Below are 16,202 nucleotides of genomic sequence, written 5' to 3' on the forward strand. Positions count from 1 at the left end.
GTTTGCCTCACACAGTTAATTTTCACCTAATGGTTCGTTTATTAACAGGCGCACGCTTAATGCAAAAAAAACACGAATAAATTTTATTGATCTAGATCAAAATAGATATTTTAATTAATCGCATCATATTCACATTCAATAGATAATTCGCGCATCGAATTTTGCAAATAGCGATTTATTAAAACTCAGTTTTAAATGTCACGACTAATCTGCTACAAGGGTTTTGTAACTAAATAAACCCACTTAGTTCGGGGCGTATAACCGCATCTCCATAACTTGCAGACCAAAACTATGAACACACAAACCACCCAGAGTGAATCACTACCCGCGCCGCCTGCGGCACCGGGGAAAAAGAACCGCCTGATTATGTTGTGCCTGCCAATTGTTGTCGCTGTGCTGTTGCTGCTGGTGCCGACGCCGGCAGGACTCGAGCCTTACGCATGGCACTTCTTTGCCATTTTTGTCGGGGTCATTGTTGGATTGATTTTTGAGCCGCTACCCGGCGCGGTCATCGGCTTGACCGGCGTGGTGATCATTGCGCTGTTCAGCCAATGGGTGCTGTTTAGCCCAGCGGAACTGGCCGATCCCAAGTTCAAAACCGCCGCGCAGTCATTCAAATGGGCAGTGAGCGGCTTCGGCAACTCTACGGTCTGGCTGATCTTCGGTGCCTTTATGTTCGCTGCGGGCTACGATAAAACCCAGTTTGGTCGCCGCCTGGCGCTGATTCTGGTGAAATATCTTGGTCGTCGTAGCCTGACGCTCGGTTATGCGATTACCTTCGCTGACCTGCTGCTGGCGCCGTTTACGCCGTCGAACACCGCACGCAGTGGCGGTACCATCTATCCGATTATCGCCAACCTGCCGCCGCTCTACGGTTCAAAACCTAACGATCCGAGCGCACGCAAGATTGGTTCTTACCTGATGTGGGTAGCGATCACCGCCGCGTGTATCACCAGTTCAATGTTCCTTTCGGCTCTGGCACCTAACCTGCTGGCGCTGGCGCTGGTGAAAAGCGTGGTCGGCTTCGATATTTCCTGGGGCATGTGGTTCCTCGCCTTCCTGCCGCTGGGTGTGCTGCTGATTCTCACCATGCCGCTGCTGGCCTACTGGCTCTATCCGCCAGAAGTGAAAGTGAATGATGAAGTGCCGCGCTGGGCGACTGCTGAGCTGGCGAAACTGGGCAAACTGAAACGCAACGAAATCCTGCTGCTGGGCTTCGTGGTAGCTGCGCTGATGATGTGGATCTTCGCCACGGCGTGGATTGAACCGGCGATGGCCGCACTGTTGGTTATCGTGCTGATGCTGTGGACCGGTGTACTGAATTGGAATGACATCACCAGCAACAAAGCAGCCTGGAACACTTTTGCCTGGTTCGCCACGCTGGTCGCCCTCGCCGATGGCTTAGCACGCGTTGGCTTCATCGCCTGGCTGGGTAAAGAAGGTGCGATGCTGCTACAAGGCTATGACCCGCAAGTTTCTGCCGTGGTCCTGTTAGTCGCCTTCTATCTGCTGCACTACCTGTTCGCCAGTACCACGGCGCACACCACGGCGCTGCTGCCAGCGATGTTGACCATTGCCGCCTCCATCCCGGGCATCAACATGCCGGTATTCTGTTTGATGATGTGTGTTTCTCTCGGCGTGATGGGCATTATCACCCCGTACGGCACCGGCCCAAGCCCGATTTACTACGGCAGCGGCTATTTGCCAACCAAAGATTACTGGCGTCTCGGTACCATCTTCGGTGCGTTGTTCCTGGTTCTGCTGATGGTTGTCGCCTATCCATGGATGGTGATGATGTTCTGATGATGTTGCTTCGATGTTAAAACGGAGCCGCGTATTACCGTGAAAATGTTATGATGCTCGCCAGTCAGCCCCTGCGGAGGGCTGGCGAGAGAAAAATCAAATAACAGATTGCCTAATTTGTCGCCCGTCATGCTGGCGGGCAACACGAAGCTAAGTGAGCCAACATGTCGAACAAACCCTTCTATTACCAGAATCCGTTTCCTCTCGCCAAAGATGATACTGAATACTATCTGCTGAGCCGTGATTACGTCTCGGTGGCCAACTTCGATGGCGAAGAAGTCCTGAAAGTCGATCCTAAAGCGCTGACGCTGTTGGCGAAGCAGGCATTCCATGATGCGTCCTTTATGCTGCGCGCTTCGCACCAGGCGCAGGTCGCCGCGATTCTTGCCGATGATGAAGCCAGCAAGAACGATAAATATGTCGCGCTGCAGTTCCTGCGTAACTCCGAAATTGCCGCGAAAGGCGTGCTGCCAACCTGTCAGGACACCGGCACCGCCATCATCATGGGTAAAAAAGGCCAGCGCGTCTGGACCGGCGGCGGCGATGAAGCCGCGCTGTCACAGGGCGTCTACAACACCTTTATTGAAGATAACCTGCGCTACTCACAGAACGCCGCGCTGGATATGTATAAAGAGGTGAATACCGGTACCAACCTGCCGGCGCAGATCGATCTCTACAGCGTGGATGGCGACGAGTACAAATTCCTGTGCATTGCTAAAGGTGGCGGTTCCGCTAACAAAACCTATCTGTATCAGGAAACCAAAGCGCTGATTACGCCAGCTAAGCTGAAGAACTACCTGGTAGATAAGATGATGTCGCTGGGCACCGCGGCCTGCCCGCCGTACCACATCGCCTTTGTCATCGGCGGCACCTCCGCAGAAAGCACACTGAAAACCGTTAAGCTGGCTTCAACCCACTACTACGATTCACTGCCGACTGAAGGCAACGAACATGGTCAGGCCTTCCGCGATGTGCAGCTGGAAGAAGAGTTGCTGAAAGCGTCGCAGGAGCTGGGCTTGGGCGCGCAGTTTGGCGGTAAATACTTCGCGCACGATATCCGCGTAGTGCGTCTGCCACGTCACGGCGCATCCTGCCCGGTGGGCATGGGCGTGTCTTGCTCCGCTGACCGTAACATCAAAGCCAAAATCAACCGCGAAGGCATCTGGATTGAGAAGATGGAAGATAATCCGGGCCGCTATATTCCGGAAGAGCTGCGTCAGCAGGGCGAAGGTGAAGTGGTACATGTCGATCTGAACCAGCCGATGAGCGAGATTCTGGCGCTGCTGTCGGCGTATCCGGTCTCCACGCGCCTGTCATTGAATGGCACCATCATCGTGGCGCGCGACATTGCACATGCCAAGCTGAAAGAGCGTATTGATAACGGCGAAGGTTTGCCGCAGTACATCAAAGATCATCCGGTGTATTACGCGGGTCCGGCCAAGACGCCAGAAGGTTATGCTTCTGGCTCACTTGGCCCAACGACTGCTGGTCGTATGGACTCCTACGTTGATCTGCTGCAGGCCAACGGCGGCAGCATGGTGATGCTGGCGAAGGGCAACCGCAGCAAGCAGGTTACCGATGCGTGTCAAAAACACGGCGGCTTCTATCTGGGAAGCATCGGCGGCCCGGCAGCGGTACTGGCACAGCAGAGCATTAAGAGTCTGGAATGCGTGGAGTATGCCGAGCTTGGCATGGAAGCGATTTGGAAAATCGAAGTGGAAAACTTCCCGGCGTTCATTCTGGTGGATGACAAAGGAAACGACTTCTTCCAGCAGATTCACAACAACTGCGCGGCCTGCGTGAAGTAATTTACGCATCGCAGCACAAAAAAGCCGTTATCATGTGATAGCGGCTTTTTTATTGCGATATTTCTGACAAATTGATCATCGAATGAGGCAAAGCAAAAAAGTTAAAAACGGAATTGACTCTCCAGCTGACGCAATGTCTCTATGCGCTGCGCCGTGGCGATTTCGCGCGCTTTCACTTCCAGCAGCAGGTCAGCATCATTCTGACCAATCACATACACCGCCTGACGCCCAGGCAGATTTACCGTAATAATATTTTGTTCGACACCGTCCAGCATCTCATCGTGCTGTTCCAGGTAGTTGTACAACGTGTTCATGGGATCTCCTTAAAATAGGTGGGCCATTCTGGCAAATCACGCCCTTTAAAGAACACAAGACCTGGCTTAAAGATGTTACGTAATCGGAAATTTCTTGCGACATGACTATCCTGCAGAGGCAAGATGACGGAGAGATGAACGGGCAGCAGATGACTCTGCTGCCCTTGGTGGATCAGAAGAAACCGAGCGGTTGGGTGCTGTAGCTCACCAGCAGGTTTTTGGTTTGCTGGTAATGGTCGAGCATCATTTTGTGGGTTTCGCGGCCGATACCCGATTTTTTATAGCCGCCAAACGCCGCATGTGCCGGATAGAGGTGATAACAGTTGGTCCACACGCGACCGGCTTTAATCGCGCGACCCATGCGATAGGCACGGTTGATATCACGCGTCCACACGCCCGCGCCGAGACCATAAATCGAGTCATTGGCGATGGCGAGCGCTTCGGCTTCATCTTTAAAGGTCAGCACGCCGACCACCGGTCCAAAGATCTCCTCCTGGAACACGCGCATGCTGTTGTCACCTTTCAGCAACGTCGGCTGGATATAGTAGCCGCTGGCAAACTCCTCACCGATCTTCTCCACGCCGCCGCCGTGCAGCACCTGCGCGCCCTCTTGCTGCGCTATTTCCAGATAAGAGAGGATTTTATCGAACTGCTGCTGCGAGGCCTGCGCACCAATCATGGTTTCGGTATCCAGCGGATCGCCACGTTTGATGGTTTTGATACGCTTCATCACCGCTGCCATAAACGGCTCGAAGATCGACTCCTGCACCAGCGCGCGTGACGGACAGGTACAGACTTCACCCTGATTGAGGAAGCCGAGCACCACGCCTTCTGCGGCTTTCTCAATGAAACTCTCCTCCGCGTCCATGATGTCTTCGAAGAAAATGTTCGGCGATTTTCCGCCTAGCTCGACGGTGGACGGGATGAGACTTTTCGCGGCCAGTTCGAGAATATGCCCCCCGGTGGCGGTTGATCCGGTAAAGGCGATTTTGGCGATACCCGGATGCGACGCCAGCGCTTCGCCGGCCTCTTTACCGTAGCCGTGCACTACGTTAATCACGCCCGGCGGCAGCAGATCTTTAATCACCTCCATAAACAGCGTAATTGACAGCGGCGTTTGCTCAGCCGGTTTCAACACCACGCAGTTGCCTGCGCCCAGTGCCGGCGCCAGTTTCCATGCCGCCATCAGCAGCGGGAAATTCCATGGAATGATTTGCCCTACCACGCCCAGCGGTTCGTGGAAGTGGTAGGCGGCGGTGAACTCATCGATTTCAGCCGCTGTCCCTTCCTGCGCACGCACGCAGCCAGCGAAATAGCGAAAGTGATCGACCGCCAGCGGCAGATCGGCGGCCAGCGTTTCGCGCACCGGCTTGCCGTTATCCCAGGTCTCATTGACTGCGATGTATTCCAGATTCTCTTCCAGCCGGTCAGCAATTTTTAGCAGCACTAACGATCGTGCCTGCGGCGAGGTTTTGCCCCACGCATCGGCGGCGGCCTGCGCGGCGGCAACGGCGTTATCGATATCAGCGCGATCCGAGCGCGGAAATTCGCCAATGGTGGAAGCATTAATTGGGGAGGTGTTGAGGAAGTAATTTCCATTCACCGGCGCAACAAATTCGCCGTTGATAAAGTTGCCATAACGCGATTGCAGAGTAATGAGAGAACCTTGTTCTCCCGGAGCAGCGTAACGCATGGTGTTTCTCCTTGCGGGACAGAGTGGCGATTAACAACTATGAAACCTGTTATTAACATTGGGCGATCGGTGCCAGCCTGTCAGATCGTAGAGCGGGAAACTGTGACCGCATCGTGGGAAATTTGGCGTGCGGTCGCTGCTACAGATAATTCCGAGTTTTCCCGCAGATGCAGCAAAAAGCGGAACATGGGCCAAATATGTGGTCAATATGAAGCAGGATACTAACCAGGAGAAACAGATGTTGGCTTCAGCCCTGACGTTAATGCGCGCCAAAGCGAACTTTGTTCAGCAATTTATCCGCAACCCGCGCAAAATGGGCAGCATCACGCCCTCTTCCGCCGCGCTGTGCCGCACCATGTGCGATGCGGTGAATTGGGATAGCAGTATGCGCATCGCCGAACTCGGTGCCGGTGACGGCGTCCTGACGCGTCATCTACTGGCTCGCATGGCGCCGGAAGCACAGCTGGATGTGTTTGAAATCAGCCCGGAACTGGTGAAAAGTCTGCGCGGCTTACCGGACCCGCGCATGCAAGTGCGTGCCTGTTCGGCTGAGTATCTCGCTGGGGAATATGATGTGATTTTTTCTGGCCTGCCGCTGCTGTCCTTACCGCCCGCCACGCGCGATGCGATTCTCAGCGCCGTGCATGATACGCTGGGTCCACGCGGCGTATTTGTTCAGTTTCAATACACCTCGTTTACCCAACCCAATTTATCGCGTTACTTCACCTGGGAACGCCAGCGGGTGCTGAAAAACATGCCACCCGCGTGGGTCTATCGCTGCACCCGTCATTACGCGCCCTGAGCCTGCACGCGCGGCTGCGGCCGCGTTTGCTGCCAGAAGCTCCGCAACAGTTCACGCGACCAATCTTCCCCCACCAATGGCGTACCCTCATCGCTGACGCCCGCCGGTAAACAAGCCGTCATAATGTCGCGGGTAAATTCCGGATGGAACTGTACCGACAGCGCCTGCGGTGAATAACGCAAAATTTGACAGCCATCCTGCGCCGAACTCGCCAGCACTTGCGCATGCGGCGGCGGCGTTAATACCGATTGACGATGGGACAACCACGCCTGGAACTCGCCCGGTAACGGCCCCAGCCAGGGATCGGTTTTCGCCTGCGCACTGCACGTCAGCGGTTTCAGTCCACGCTCCCAGCCTTGCGGATTATCGCCCACTTTGCCACCCAGCGCGTAAGCCATCAGCTGATGGCCGTAGCACACGCCGAGCAGCGGCAGTTCTGCATCCAGCACGCCGCGAATCCAGGCGGCGGTGCGTTCACTCCAGTCGGCGTGATCGGTCACCATCGCCCAGGAACCGCTGAGAATCGCGCCGCTGACGCGGTCAAACGCCGGTAAATCATCGCCCAGATGCGGACGCACAATCACATAGTCATCGGGCTGCAGCTGCAGCGCATCGATAAACCACTTCGGTTGTTCACCAATTTGTGCCACAACCGGTGGCGGCGGAACGTCGAGTTGAATCAGGGCAAGGGGTAATGCGCGGGTCTGTGTCATGCCGAATACGTTCCTCATTATGGTCGCTTTTCGGACATCCACTTTGACAGTAAATCAGCAACATGTCTTATTTTTTTCCTGCATAAGCTAATGCTTCAACGAATTTTTTTTCCTCAGACACGCCCGAAGTCATCGCCTTCATGCCATCATTAGCCGGTATTAATCCTGATTGACGGTGAAGGAAGACATTGTGGCAGCGCGGCATTTTTTTATGGTTCTGATGGTGGTTTCCATCTGGGCGTTCAATAACGTAGCGGTAAAGTGGGGATTGCTGGAACTTCCCCCGCTGTTTCTTACCTGGATGCGCTTTGTGGTGGTGGCGATTGTGCTGGTGCCCTTCTGTCGCATTACGCGCGCGCAGCTGCCGTGGCTGCTGACGCTGGCGTTCACCTTTGGCTTTATGCACTTCTCGCTGCTGTTTGTCGGCATGCGTTACACCGATGCCGGCACCGGTGCCATTGTGGTGCAGCTCGGCACGCCGATTGCCATGCTGTTGGCGATGGTGATTCTGAAAGAGAAGCTGCGCATGATACAGCTGATCGGTATCGCGATTTCGTTAAGCGGCGTGGCGGTGCTGTCGGGTAGCCCCACCATTCCAGCCTGGTGGGTGCTGTGCATTCTGCTGTGCAGCGCCTTCGGCTGGGCCATTAGCAATATGATTGTGAAAAAATCGCCGCCGATTAAACCGCTGACGCTTACCGGCTGGATCTCCTTCCTTGCGGTGCCGATTGTCGGCGCAGCCTCCTGGCTCACCGAATCACACCAGTTTTACGCGCTGAGCCACGCGGGCTGGCGCGGCTGGTTTGGTATTCTCTACAGCGCGCTGGCCTCGTCGATTGTGGCCTATACGCTGTGGTACGCGTTGCTGAAGAAGTACAACGTGAATCTGATCATGCCCTACTCGTTGCTGACGCCGGTGCTGGCGGTGTTGATGGGCGTACTGGTGCTCGGCGATAGCATGAACAGCTTTAAGGTTCTCGGCGCTTCGCTGGTGGTATTGGGGACCGCGATTGCCGTGATCAATCTGCGTAACCTGCGCATGCACGCGCGTTTCCCCCGTTTACGCTTGCGTCGCCGTTAAATTGCCTCTGCTATGCTTGAGTCTCGCGCGTTATCCGGAGACTCAACATGGATTCTCAACGTGCTGCCGCACTGTGGCAGCAAATGTGGCAGGGATTACGAGGCGCGGATGCGCTTCCCTCGCTCACCTTCCTCCAACCCGAAACCTTCGCGTCTGCCTTTGCCGTCAGTGAACTGGCGGCCACCAGCATCGGGCTGGCCAGTCAGGCGCTGAGCGACTTAATCGGCCAATCCGCGCCGGTCAGCGTCAACGTCCGTCTTGCCTCACGCTGGTTTCAACACAGCCTGATTCCGCTTAATCGGCCTCCCGCTGCGCTGTGGGACGAATTCGCCGGCGATTACGCCAGCGCCGACGGCTGGATCCGCCTGCACACTAATGCCGCTCATCATCGTGCCGCGATGGAGCAGGTTCTTTGCCAGCATGCCCATCGCGCCTCACTGGCCGACGCGGTCGCACGCTGGCCCGCCGCCGCGCTCGAGCAGGCGGTGATTGAGGCCGGCGGTTGCGCCGCGCAGATGCGCAGCGAAGCACAATGGCAGCAGCATCCGCAAGGCAGCGCGGTGCAACATGAGCCGCTGATTGCACAGCAGGCCTGCGGCGAGGCGCCGATGCCAGGCTGGACGTTATCGCCCGCACGCCCGCTGCTCGGCGTACGCGTGTTGGATCTCACCCGCATCATCGCCGGTCCGGTCGCCACGCGCTTTCTCGCCAGCCTTGGCGCCAATGTGCTGCGCATCGATCCGCCCGACTGGCACGAGCCGACGCTGGAAGAGGAGATCACCTGCGGCAAACGCTGTGCGCGTCTTGATATCAAATCCCGGGCCGGGCGCGAACAGCTGCGCCAGCTGTTGCAACACAGCGATGTGCTGGTACACGGTTATCGTGCCGATGCGCTGGAGAAACTGGGACTGGATGCCGATACCCGCCGCAAACTGGCACCCGGCTTAGTGGATGTGAGCCTTAATGCGTGGGGCTGGAGCGGGCCGTGGCGCAACCGGCGCGGATTCGACAGCCTGGTGCAGATGGGCTGCGGCATCGCCGAGCAAGGCATGCGCTGGAGCGGCAGCAACAAACCGACACCGCTGCCGGTGCAGGCGCTCGATCACGCCACCGGCTACCTGATGGCTTCAGCGGTGCTGGAAGGTCTGCGTCAACGGTTAAGCCATGGCGTCGGCTGGCAGGCGCGTTTGTCACTGGCACGTACGGCGCAGCTATTGCAACAGTTCGGTGCCGCGCCAGAAAATGGGCAAAACGGTATTGAGGCGCAACGCGATGATGTGCTGAGCAGCGTGGAGTTCAATCAGTGGGGCATTGCGCAGAGATTGCGTGCCGCGGCTTATCTGCCCGGCACGCCAATGATCTGCGCTACGCCGGGTGTCAAACTCGGCAGTAGCGCAGCCAGCTGGTAACGATTACGCCTCGTCGCCCTGCTCTTCGTTCAGCTCTTCATACATCGCCTGCATGGCTTCACGGCTCAGTGCGGCCAGCGTGCGATAAAACGCTGTGGTAGCGTGCGCTTCCACTTTACCGAGGAACGCGCCGCACCACGGCAGCAGATACTCATCGAACAGTGCCAGCTGTGCGGCGGATTCATCCTCCGCCGACTGATCTTCCAGCCACGATGCCGCGAGCAGCAGCACGCCGAAGTGATCGGCCGGGGCTTCGCTTAGTGGCATGCCGCGGGCGCTGAGAAAGGCGCGCACCTCGGCTTCCTGTGGGCCATTTGGCCACTGCGAAGCGTACGGCGGAACGCTGCACTCGCTGCCAACAAACAGTGCGTTGTAATCGGCGGCCAGCGCCTGGGGATCGCTATTCTGCTGCAGACGCGTCAACAGTTCCTCCTGCTCCAGCGGCCACTGCTGTTGCAGTTTGTCTTCGCGCAGCAGCGTGAACAGCGGTACCAGCAGCGGATCCTGCGGCTGGCGATTAAACAGCGAGCCGATGACGCGGCAGAGAATGGAAAACTCATTCATGCAACAGAATTCCTTGAGGCAAAAAGTTAAAAATCAGCAAATTCAGCAATATGTTTGCCGGTGCGCTGTTCGAGGAAATCGAGCAGGCGACGCGGCGTGACATTTAACACGCGATCTTGCGGAAAATCCACTTCGCTGGTGATGCGAATGCAGTGTTCGAAATGCCCCAGCGTAAACGCGGTATGCGAATCGGAACCAAATGCCAGGCGACCACCGGCATCGCGCACGGCTTCAGCAATAGCGCGGCAGTTCGGTTCGCTGCCCGGCCGTGAATGCGTAAAGGAGGAGTTATTGATCTCCAGCGCCACATCGTAGTGCGCCGCAGCTTCGGCAATCGCGCGGATATCTACCGGGAATTTTGGGTTGCCGGGATGAGAGATGATATGCACTAAACCTCCAGCCATGGCGGCAATCATCGCTTCGGTGTGATGCGCTTTATCGCGCGGTGCATACACTGGCTCGTGGAAGCCGGCGACGATCAGATCGAGCGCATCCAGCATCGGGCCGCTGCAATCAATCTCACCATGCTGATTTTTGATGTTGGCTTCAATACCGCGCAGTACGCCGACGCCGTCAATCACGCGCGGCCAGATGCGCATGTTGACGAAGTGCCAATAGTGCGGCGCATCGGCCATATCCGGACCGTGATCGGTAATGGCAAACAGCTTTAAGCCATTCTGTTTCGCCTGCGCCACATAATCATGCAGCGTGCTGTATGCGTGGGTGCTGGCGACAGTGTGCATATGTAAATCAACGGGATACATCTTCATCTCCTAACCAAATGTGAATTAATAACCGCGCTGGCAATCGACCAAACCGCCTGGCTTATCGCCCTGCTGTAGAGCAAGTATGGCATCCGCAATGTAATCCATCGCTTCACCCGGCAACGTGATAGCCGCAGTATGTGGCGTGATTGTGACATGCGGATGAGACCACAATGGATGATCCTGCGGCAGCGGCTCGGTCTGGAACACATCCAGCGCGGCAGCCGCCAGCTGACCGCTATTCAGCGCGGCGAGCAAATCGGCTTCCACCACATGCGCACCGCGCGCCAGGTTAAGGAAGCAGGCACCGTGCGGTAACACGCGCAACAAGTGGCTATCGATTAAGTTCGTGGTCTCCGGTGTGGTGGGCAGCAGATCGATCAGCACCTGAGTGCCATCGAGGAAGGCATTCAGCTGATCGCGCCCGTGGAAACTCTGCACGCCGTCAATCTGTTTGGCGGAGCGGCTCCAGCTACGCAACGGAAAACCCCACTGACGCAGGCTTTCCAGCACGCTGCGGCCTAATACGCCCGCGCCTAAAACACCAACGGTGAAGTTGTGTCGATCCCGCCCATCAAGCTCCTGCCACTGCGATTGCTGCTGCAGTTGGCGATAGTCAGCGAAGCGGCGGAACCAGCCCAGCACGCACCAGTTGGCATACTCCTGCATCTGGCGCGCCATACCGGTGTCTTCCAGACGGAACAGCGGCACCTCGTCAGCCAGCATCTGTGGATTTTCACGAATTTGCTTAAGAATTTCGTCGACGCCCGCGCCCATGGCAAATACACCTTTTAACTGACGGCCTGCCAGCATCTCAACCGGCGGAGAACGCACGATGGCGTAATCGGCCGGGGCCGTGTCGCCCGGCTGCCAGTGACGAACGCGCGCCTCAGGTAAACGCTGACGTAAACCGTCCAGCCAACCGTGCGGTGCCAGCGATGGGTGATACCAGATAATCTCCATACAGCTCTCCTTTTTTTCTTTCAGCCTCAGGCAAATAGCCGTACAGGGCAAGCAAAAACCTTAGCCTTAATGCAATTTCTCAGGTGATTAATTCCGGGCGCTTCACATTTCCACTGCGACACAAGGCTAAGCGACGCGATAGCGACTAAAGTTGTTCGGGTGGTCAATGCGTTAGCACACCACCTTTTCGGACAAGGAGAAAAACCGATGATAAAAAATGCCGTATTCACGCCCGCGCGTCTGACCTTTTTACTCAGCGCCGCACTGCTGGCCGGTGCCAGCGCCGCGCACGCCGATGACCAAAGCCGCATGCTCAGCAATCAACCGCAGCCACCGGATGTGCGCCTGGGACCGTTGTTCAATGCGGTGCAGCAGGCGAAATTTTATCCGGACCAGAAAACCTTCGCCGATGCGGTGCCAAAATCGAATCCCTCTTCGATTCTCGCCGACTGGCAGATGCAGAAAAGCCAGCGCAACTTCGATCTCAAGCACTTTGTCGACAGCAACTTTACGTTGCCGAAAGAGCAGGACAAATATGTACCGCCATCCGGACAAAGCCTGCGAGAGCACATCAACGGTTTGTGGCCGGTGCTGACGCGCACTGCGCAGAGCGCCAGCCAATATGATTCACTGCTGCCGCTGCCAAAACCTTATGTGGTGCCCGGCGGTCGTTTCCGCGAAGTCTATTATTGGGACAGCTACTTCACCATGCTGGGCCTGGCGGAGAGCGGTCACTGGGATCGCGTACAGGATATGGTGGATAACTTCGCCACCGAACTCGATAAATATGGCCATATTCCTAACGGCAACCGCAGCTACTATCTCAGCCGCTCGCAGCCGCCGTTCTTCAGCTTGATGATTGACCTGCTGGCGACGCACAAAGGCGACGATGTCTATCGTCAATACCTGCCGCAGCTGCAGAAAGAGTACGACTACTGGATGGCGGACAGCGATAAAGTCGCCGCCGGTCAGGCCAGCAAACGGGTGATTAAACTGAGCGACGGCACGCTGCTCAACCGCTACTGGGACGATCGCGACGCACCACGTACCGAATCCTGGCTGGATGATGTCAACACGGCGAACAAAGCGCCGGAGCGCAATAAACAGCTGGTGTATCGCGATCTGCGTGCGGGCGCGGCGTCAGGCTGGGATTTCAGTTCGCGCTGGTTTACTGATGCCCATAATCTGGCCTCGATCCGCACCACGCAGTTAGCGCCGGTCGATCTCAACAGCCTGCTGTTCCACCTCGAACAGACATTGTCGAAAGCGTCCAAACTGGACAAGCAGGATGACAAGGCCAAAGCGTTTGCTGCGGATGCCGAAAAACGTCAGGCAGCGATCAATCGTTATCTGTGGAACGACAAACAAGGCTGGTACGCCGATTACGACTTCCAGAAAAAGCAGGTACATCCTCAGCTTACGGCAGCCACGCTGTTCCCGCTCTATATGCAGGTAGCGAGCGATAAACAAGCAGATCGCACCGCTAAAGCGGTGGAGAAACAGTTGCTGAAACCCGGCGGATTGGTTACCACCACCGTAAACAACGGCCAGCAATGGGATGCGCCAAACGGCTGGGCCCCGCTGCAGTGGGTGGCGGTAGAAGGTCTGGAGCATTACAACCAGCCGAAGTTGGCGCAGCAGATTGGTCAGCGCTTCCTGCAAAACGTGCAGGCAACCTATGACAAGGAGCACAAACTGGTTGAGAAATATGTGGTGGAAGGCGCGCAGCTGGGCGGCGGCGGTGGCGGTGAATATCCGCTGCAGGACGGTTTCGGCTGGACCAATGGCGTGACGCTGAAACTGCTCGACAAATACTGCCCGAAAGACAAAACCTGTAACAGCGCCGGTGATATTCCTGATATGCCTGTGTTGACTTCCGCGAAGTAATCCTATCCCTCATGCCGGGCGAACAGGCCCGGCAACCGCACATTCCGTCGCGGCGTAATTTATTGCGCATCCTCTGGATGGGCATAATTCCGCCATTACTATGCGCGATAAATCGCGCCGCTACGGCTTGTATGCGTAATCTGTGCATTTTCCTCACAACCCTCTTACAACAAATTCACACCTTGAAACACCCGCATTAAAAGATAATAATTCTCAATCTGATATCGATAGCCATTCCCATTAATAACAACAGGAACCCTCATGACCTCGCTGTTTACCCTTAAACGTGGCCGCGTGCTGTGTGCGCTTGCGCTGGCTCTGCCCGCTGCGAGCTTTGCGGAAGAGTCGATTGTCGTTACCGCTCAGCCGCAGGAGAGCGCCACTTCACCGACGCAAGGTTATCTCGCCACGCGCAGCAGCGGTGCCAGTAAAACCGATCAACCGCTGATTACCACCCCACAATCCATCTCGGTGGTAACGCGTCAGCAAATGCAAGATCAGGGTGCGCAGGATCTCAATCAGGCACTGGGTTATACACCGGGCGTGTTTACCAACTTTGGCGGTGCCGCCACGCGTTATGACACCATCGCCCTGCGCGGCTTCCACGGCGGTGATGTCGATAACACCTTCCTTGATGGACTGCGCGTGATGAGTGACGGCGGCAGCTTCAACATTCTGCAGGTAGATAACTGGTTCCTCGATCGCATAGATGTGATTAAAGGCCCCTCTTCTGCGTTGTATGGCCAAACCGTGCCGGGCGGATTGGTGAATATGGTCAGTAAGCGTCCGCAGTTTGCTGAAGAGGGCCATTTCCGCCTGTCTACTGGCACGAATGCCACCAACAGCGCCGCGTTTGATTACACCAACGCCATCAATGACCAGTGGGCATTCCGTTTAACCGGCATCACACGCAACAGCGATACCCAATACGATCACACCCGTGAAGAGAAGTATGCGATTTCACCGCAGCTGATGTGGCAGCCAAGTGAAGACACCAATTTAGTGCTGCGCGCCTATCTGCAGAAAGATCCGTCTGGCGGCTATCACGGTTCGGTACCCGCAGAAGGCACGCTTTACAGTCATAATGGTCGTAAGTTAAGCGATAGCTTCTACGAAGGCGACAGCGCGCTCGATCAGTTCAAGCGCCACGAACAGATCTACAGCTATGATTTTTCACACCGCTTCAACGATGTGTGGTCAGTGCACTCTACCGGCAGCTACAGTCACTCTAATACCGAGCTCGATCAGGTGTATCAGATTGGCTGGAATGCCACCAATCCAGACTTGCTGAATCGCTACTTCTCCGGCGAGCGTTCATCACTCAACGCCTGGGCCAACGATAACCAGCTGCAGGCCGATTTTGCCACCGGCGCGCTCCAACATCGCGTGACGCTGGGTGCCGAATACCATCGTTATAAAAACGACATCAGCGATTCTAGCGGCGCAGCGAGTGCGCTGAACCCGTGGACCGGTGAAGCCGTCGGCGCGATGCCAGATTTTGCCTGGACAGCGCAAACGCGTCGCTATTATCAGACCGGCCTGTATCTGCAGGATGAGTTGCAGCTCGATCGCTGGCATCTGGATCTCTCGGGCCGCTACGACCGCATCGTGTCAGAAAATGGCAACAGCCGTCGTCAGGACGATCACATCAGCGGCCGTGCTGCGCTGCTGTACGCCTTCGACAATGGCGTATCGCCTTACGTCAGCTGGAGCCAGGCGATTACCCCCGCTTCATTGACCGATCCTGATGGCAATCAGCTGAAACCGACCACCTCCGAGCAGTACGAAGCGGGCGTGAAATATCAGCCGGTCGGCACGCGCGATATGTACACCATCGCCCTATACGATTTAACCCAGGATGATGTCGCCAACCGTAACGTGCAGGACGGTACTTACACGCCATCGGGCAAAGTGCATTCACAGGGTATTGAGCTGGAAGCACGTAATCAGCTTACCTCGCGTTTCAGCACCATCGCGGGTTACACGCTCAATCATCTACGCTTCAAAGACTCCGTAGACGGCAACGATGGCCATACACCTTACGTGACGCCAAACAGCATGGCATCGTTGTGGGGTCACTATCAGTTTGATTACGGTTTGAGTGCCGGGGCTGGCGTGCGCTATATCGGTAAACAGTGGGCGGATAACGAAAACACCACGCGTTTGCCATCGGTGACGCTGTTCGATGCGTCGGTACGTGCGGATCTTGGCGCGTGGAATTCACAGTTGAAAGGGGCATGGCTGCAGGTCAATGCCAACAACCTGACGGATAAAAAGTATCTGGCGGCCTGTTATGGCACCGGTTACTGCTATCGCGGCGCCGAGCGCACCGTGATGGCAACGGTAGGCTACGACTTTTAAGCAGGTATAAAAAAATCCGCCATCCTGATTGGGATGGCGG

Annotated in this window: 13 protein-coding genes; 7 read left to right on the forward strand and 6 right to left on the reverse strand. The window is 56.3% G+C overall.

All coding sequences use genetic code 11. From position 1 onward, the window contains the following. Window positions 1–291 precede the first annotated feature (291 nt). Together WFL93_RS01360 and fumA are read left to right on the forward strand one after the other, a co-directional pair. Window positions 292–1,803, forward strand: a complete 1,512-nt coding sequence (locus WFL93_RS01360) for an anion permease (RefSeq protein ID WP_007891586.1) — start codon at window positions 292–294, stop codon at window positions 1,801–1,803. 164 nt (window positions 1,804–1,967) lie between these two features. Beyond that, complete coding sequence (gene fumA, locus WFL93_RS01365; RefSeq protein ID WP_007891584.1) at window positions 1,968–3,611, forward strand: class I fumarate hydratase FumA; 1,644 nt, start codon at window positions 1,968–1,970, stop codon at window positions 3,609–3,611. A gap of 101 nt (window positions 3,612–3,712) precedes the next feature. Here the strand turns inward: fumA and WFL93_RS01370 are convergent, their stop codons facing one another. Next, a complete protein-coding gene (locus WFL93_RS01370) occupies window positions 3,713–3,925 on the reverse strand; it encodes a hypothetical protein (RefSeq protein ID WP_007891580.1) in 213 nt (70 codons plus the stop codon). 172 nt (window positions 3,926–4,097) lie between these two features. Beyond that, window positions 4,098–5,618: an acetaldehyde dehydrogenase ExaC gene (gene exaC, locus WFL93_RS01375; protein WP_007891579.1), complete on the reverse strand. Its 1,521-nt coding sequence runs from the start codon at window positions 5,616–5,618 to the stop codon at window positions 4,098–4,100. Window positions 5,619–5,856: 238 nt separating this feature from the next. Here exaC and WFL93_RS01380 point away from each other — a divergent pair, with 238 nt between their 5' ends. After that, window positions 5,857–6,420: a class I SAM-dependent methyltransferase gene (locus tag WFL93_RS01380; RefSeq protein ID WP_336777108.1), complete on the forward strand. Its 564-nt coding sequence runs from the start codon at window positions 5,857–5,859 to the stop codon at window positions 6,418–6,420. On the opposite strand, the gene WFL93_RS01385 is transcribed toward WFL93_RS01380, so the two are convergent. Beyond that, entirely contained in the window at window positions 6,408–7,133 is a 726-nt protein-coding gene (locus WFL93_RS01385) for a glutamine amidotransferase (RefSeq protein WP_336777109.1), read from the reverse strand. The genes WFL93_RS01380 and WFL93_RS01385 overlap by 13 nt on opposite strands. Before the next feature lie 190 nt (window positions 7,134–7,323). Here WFL93_RS01385 and WFL93_RS01390 point away from each other — a divergent pair, with 190 nt between their 5' ends. Both WFL93_RS01390 and WFL93_RS01395 read left to right on the forward strand, forming a co-directional pair. Continuing rightward, window positions 7,324–8,214 carry a DMT family transporter gene (locus WFL93_RS01390; protein WP_336777110.1) on the forward strand — a complete coding sequence of 297 codons (891 nt, stop codon included), beginning with the start codon at window positions 7,324–7,326 and terminating at the stop codon, window positions 8,212–8,214. A gap of 47 nt (window positions 8,215–8,261) precedes the next feature. Continuing rightward, window positions 8,262–9,623, forward strand: a complete 1,362-nt coding sequence (locus WFL93_RS01395) for a CoA transferase (protein WP_336777111.1) — start codon at window positions 8,262–8,264, stop codon at window positions 9,621–9,623. Window positions 9,624–9,626: 3 nt separating this feature from the next. Here the strand turns inward: WFL93_RS01395 and WFL93_RS01400 are convergent, their stop codons facing one another. The 3 genes from WFL93_RS01400 to ghrA are packed head-to-tail and all read right to left on the reverse strand — an operon-like array spanning window position 9,627 to window position 11,914. Further along, on the reverse strand, window positions 9,627–10,187 hold the full coding sequence (locus WFL93_RS01400; RefSeq protein ID WP_336777112.1) for a TorD/DmsD family molecular chaperone: 561 nt from the start codon (window positions 10,185–10,187) through the stop codon (window positions 9,627–9,629). A gap of 26 nt (window positions 10,188–10,213) precedes the next feature. Continuing rightward, entirely contained in the window at window positions 10,214–10,951 is a 738-nt protein-coding gene (locus WFL93_RS01405; RefSeq protein WP_049851135.1) for a phosphatase, read from the reverse strand. 24 nt (window positions 10,952–10,975) lie between these two features. After that, on the reverse strand, window positions 10,976–11,914 hold the full coding sequence (gene ghrA / locus WFL93_RS01410; protein ID WP_336777113.1) for a glyoxylate/hydroxypyruvate reductase GhrA: 939 nt from the start codon (window positions 11,912–11,914) through the stop codon (window positions 10,976–10,978). 207 nt (window positions 11,915–12,121) lie between these two features. On the opposite strand from ghrA, the gene treA reads away from it, so the two are divergent. After that, window positions 12,122–13,801, forward strand: coding sequence for an alpha,alpha-trehalase TreA (gene treA, locus WFL93_RS01415; RefSeq protein WP_336777114.1), 1,680 nt, complete (start codon window positions 12,122–12,124; stop codon window positions 13,799–13,801). A gap of 261 nt (window positions 13,802–14,062) precedes the next feature. Next, entirely contained in the window at window positions 14,063–16,162 is a 2,100-nt protein-coding gene (locus tag WFL93_RS01420; protein WP_336777115.1) for a TonB-dependent siderophore receptor, read from the forward strand. Window positions 16,163–16,202 lie beyond the last annotated feature (40 nt).

This window comes from Pantoea sp. USHLN256 (genome assembly GCF_037149875.1).
Taxonomy (GTDB): domain Bacteria; phylum Pseudomonadota; class Gammaproteobacteria; order Enterobacterales; family Enterobacteriaceae; genus Pantoea; species Pantoea nemavictus.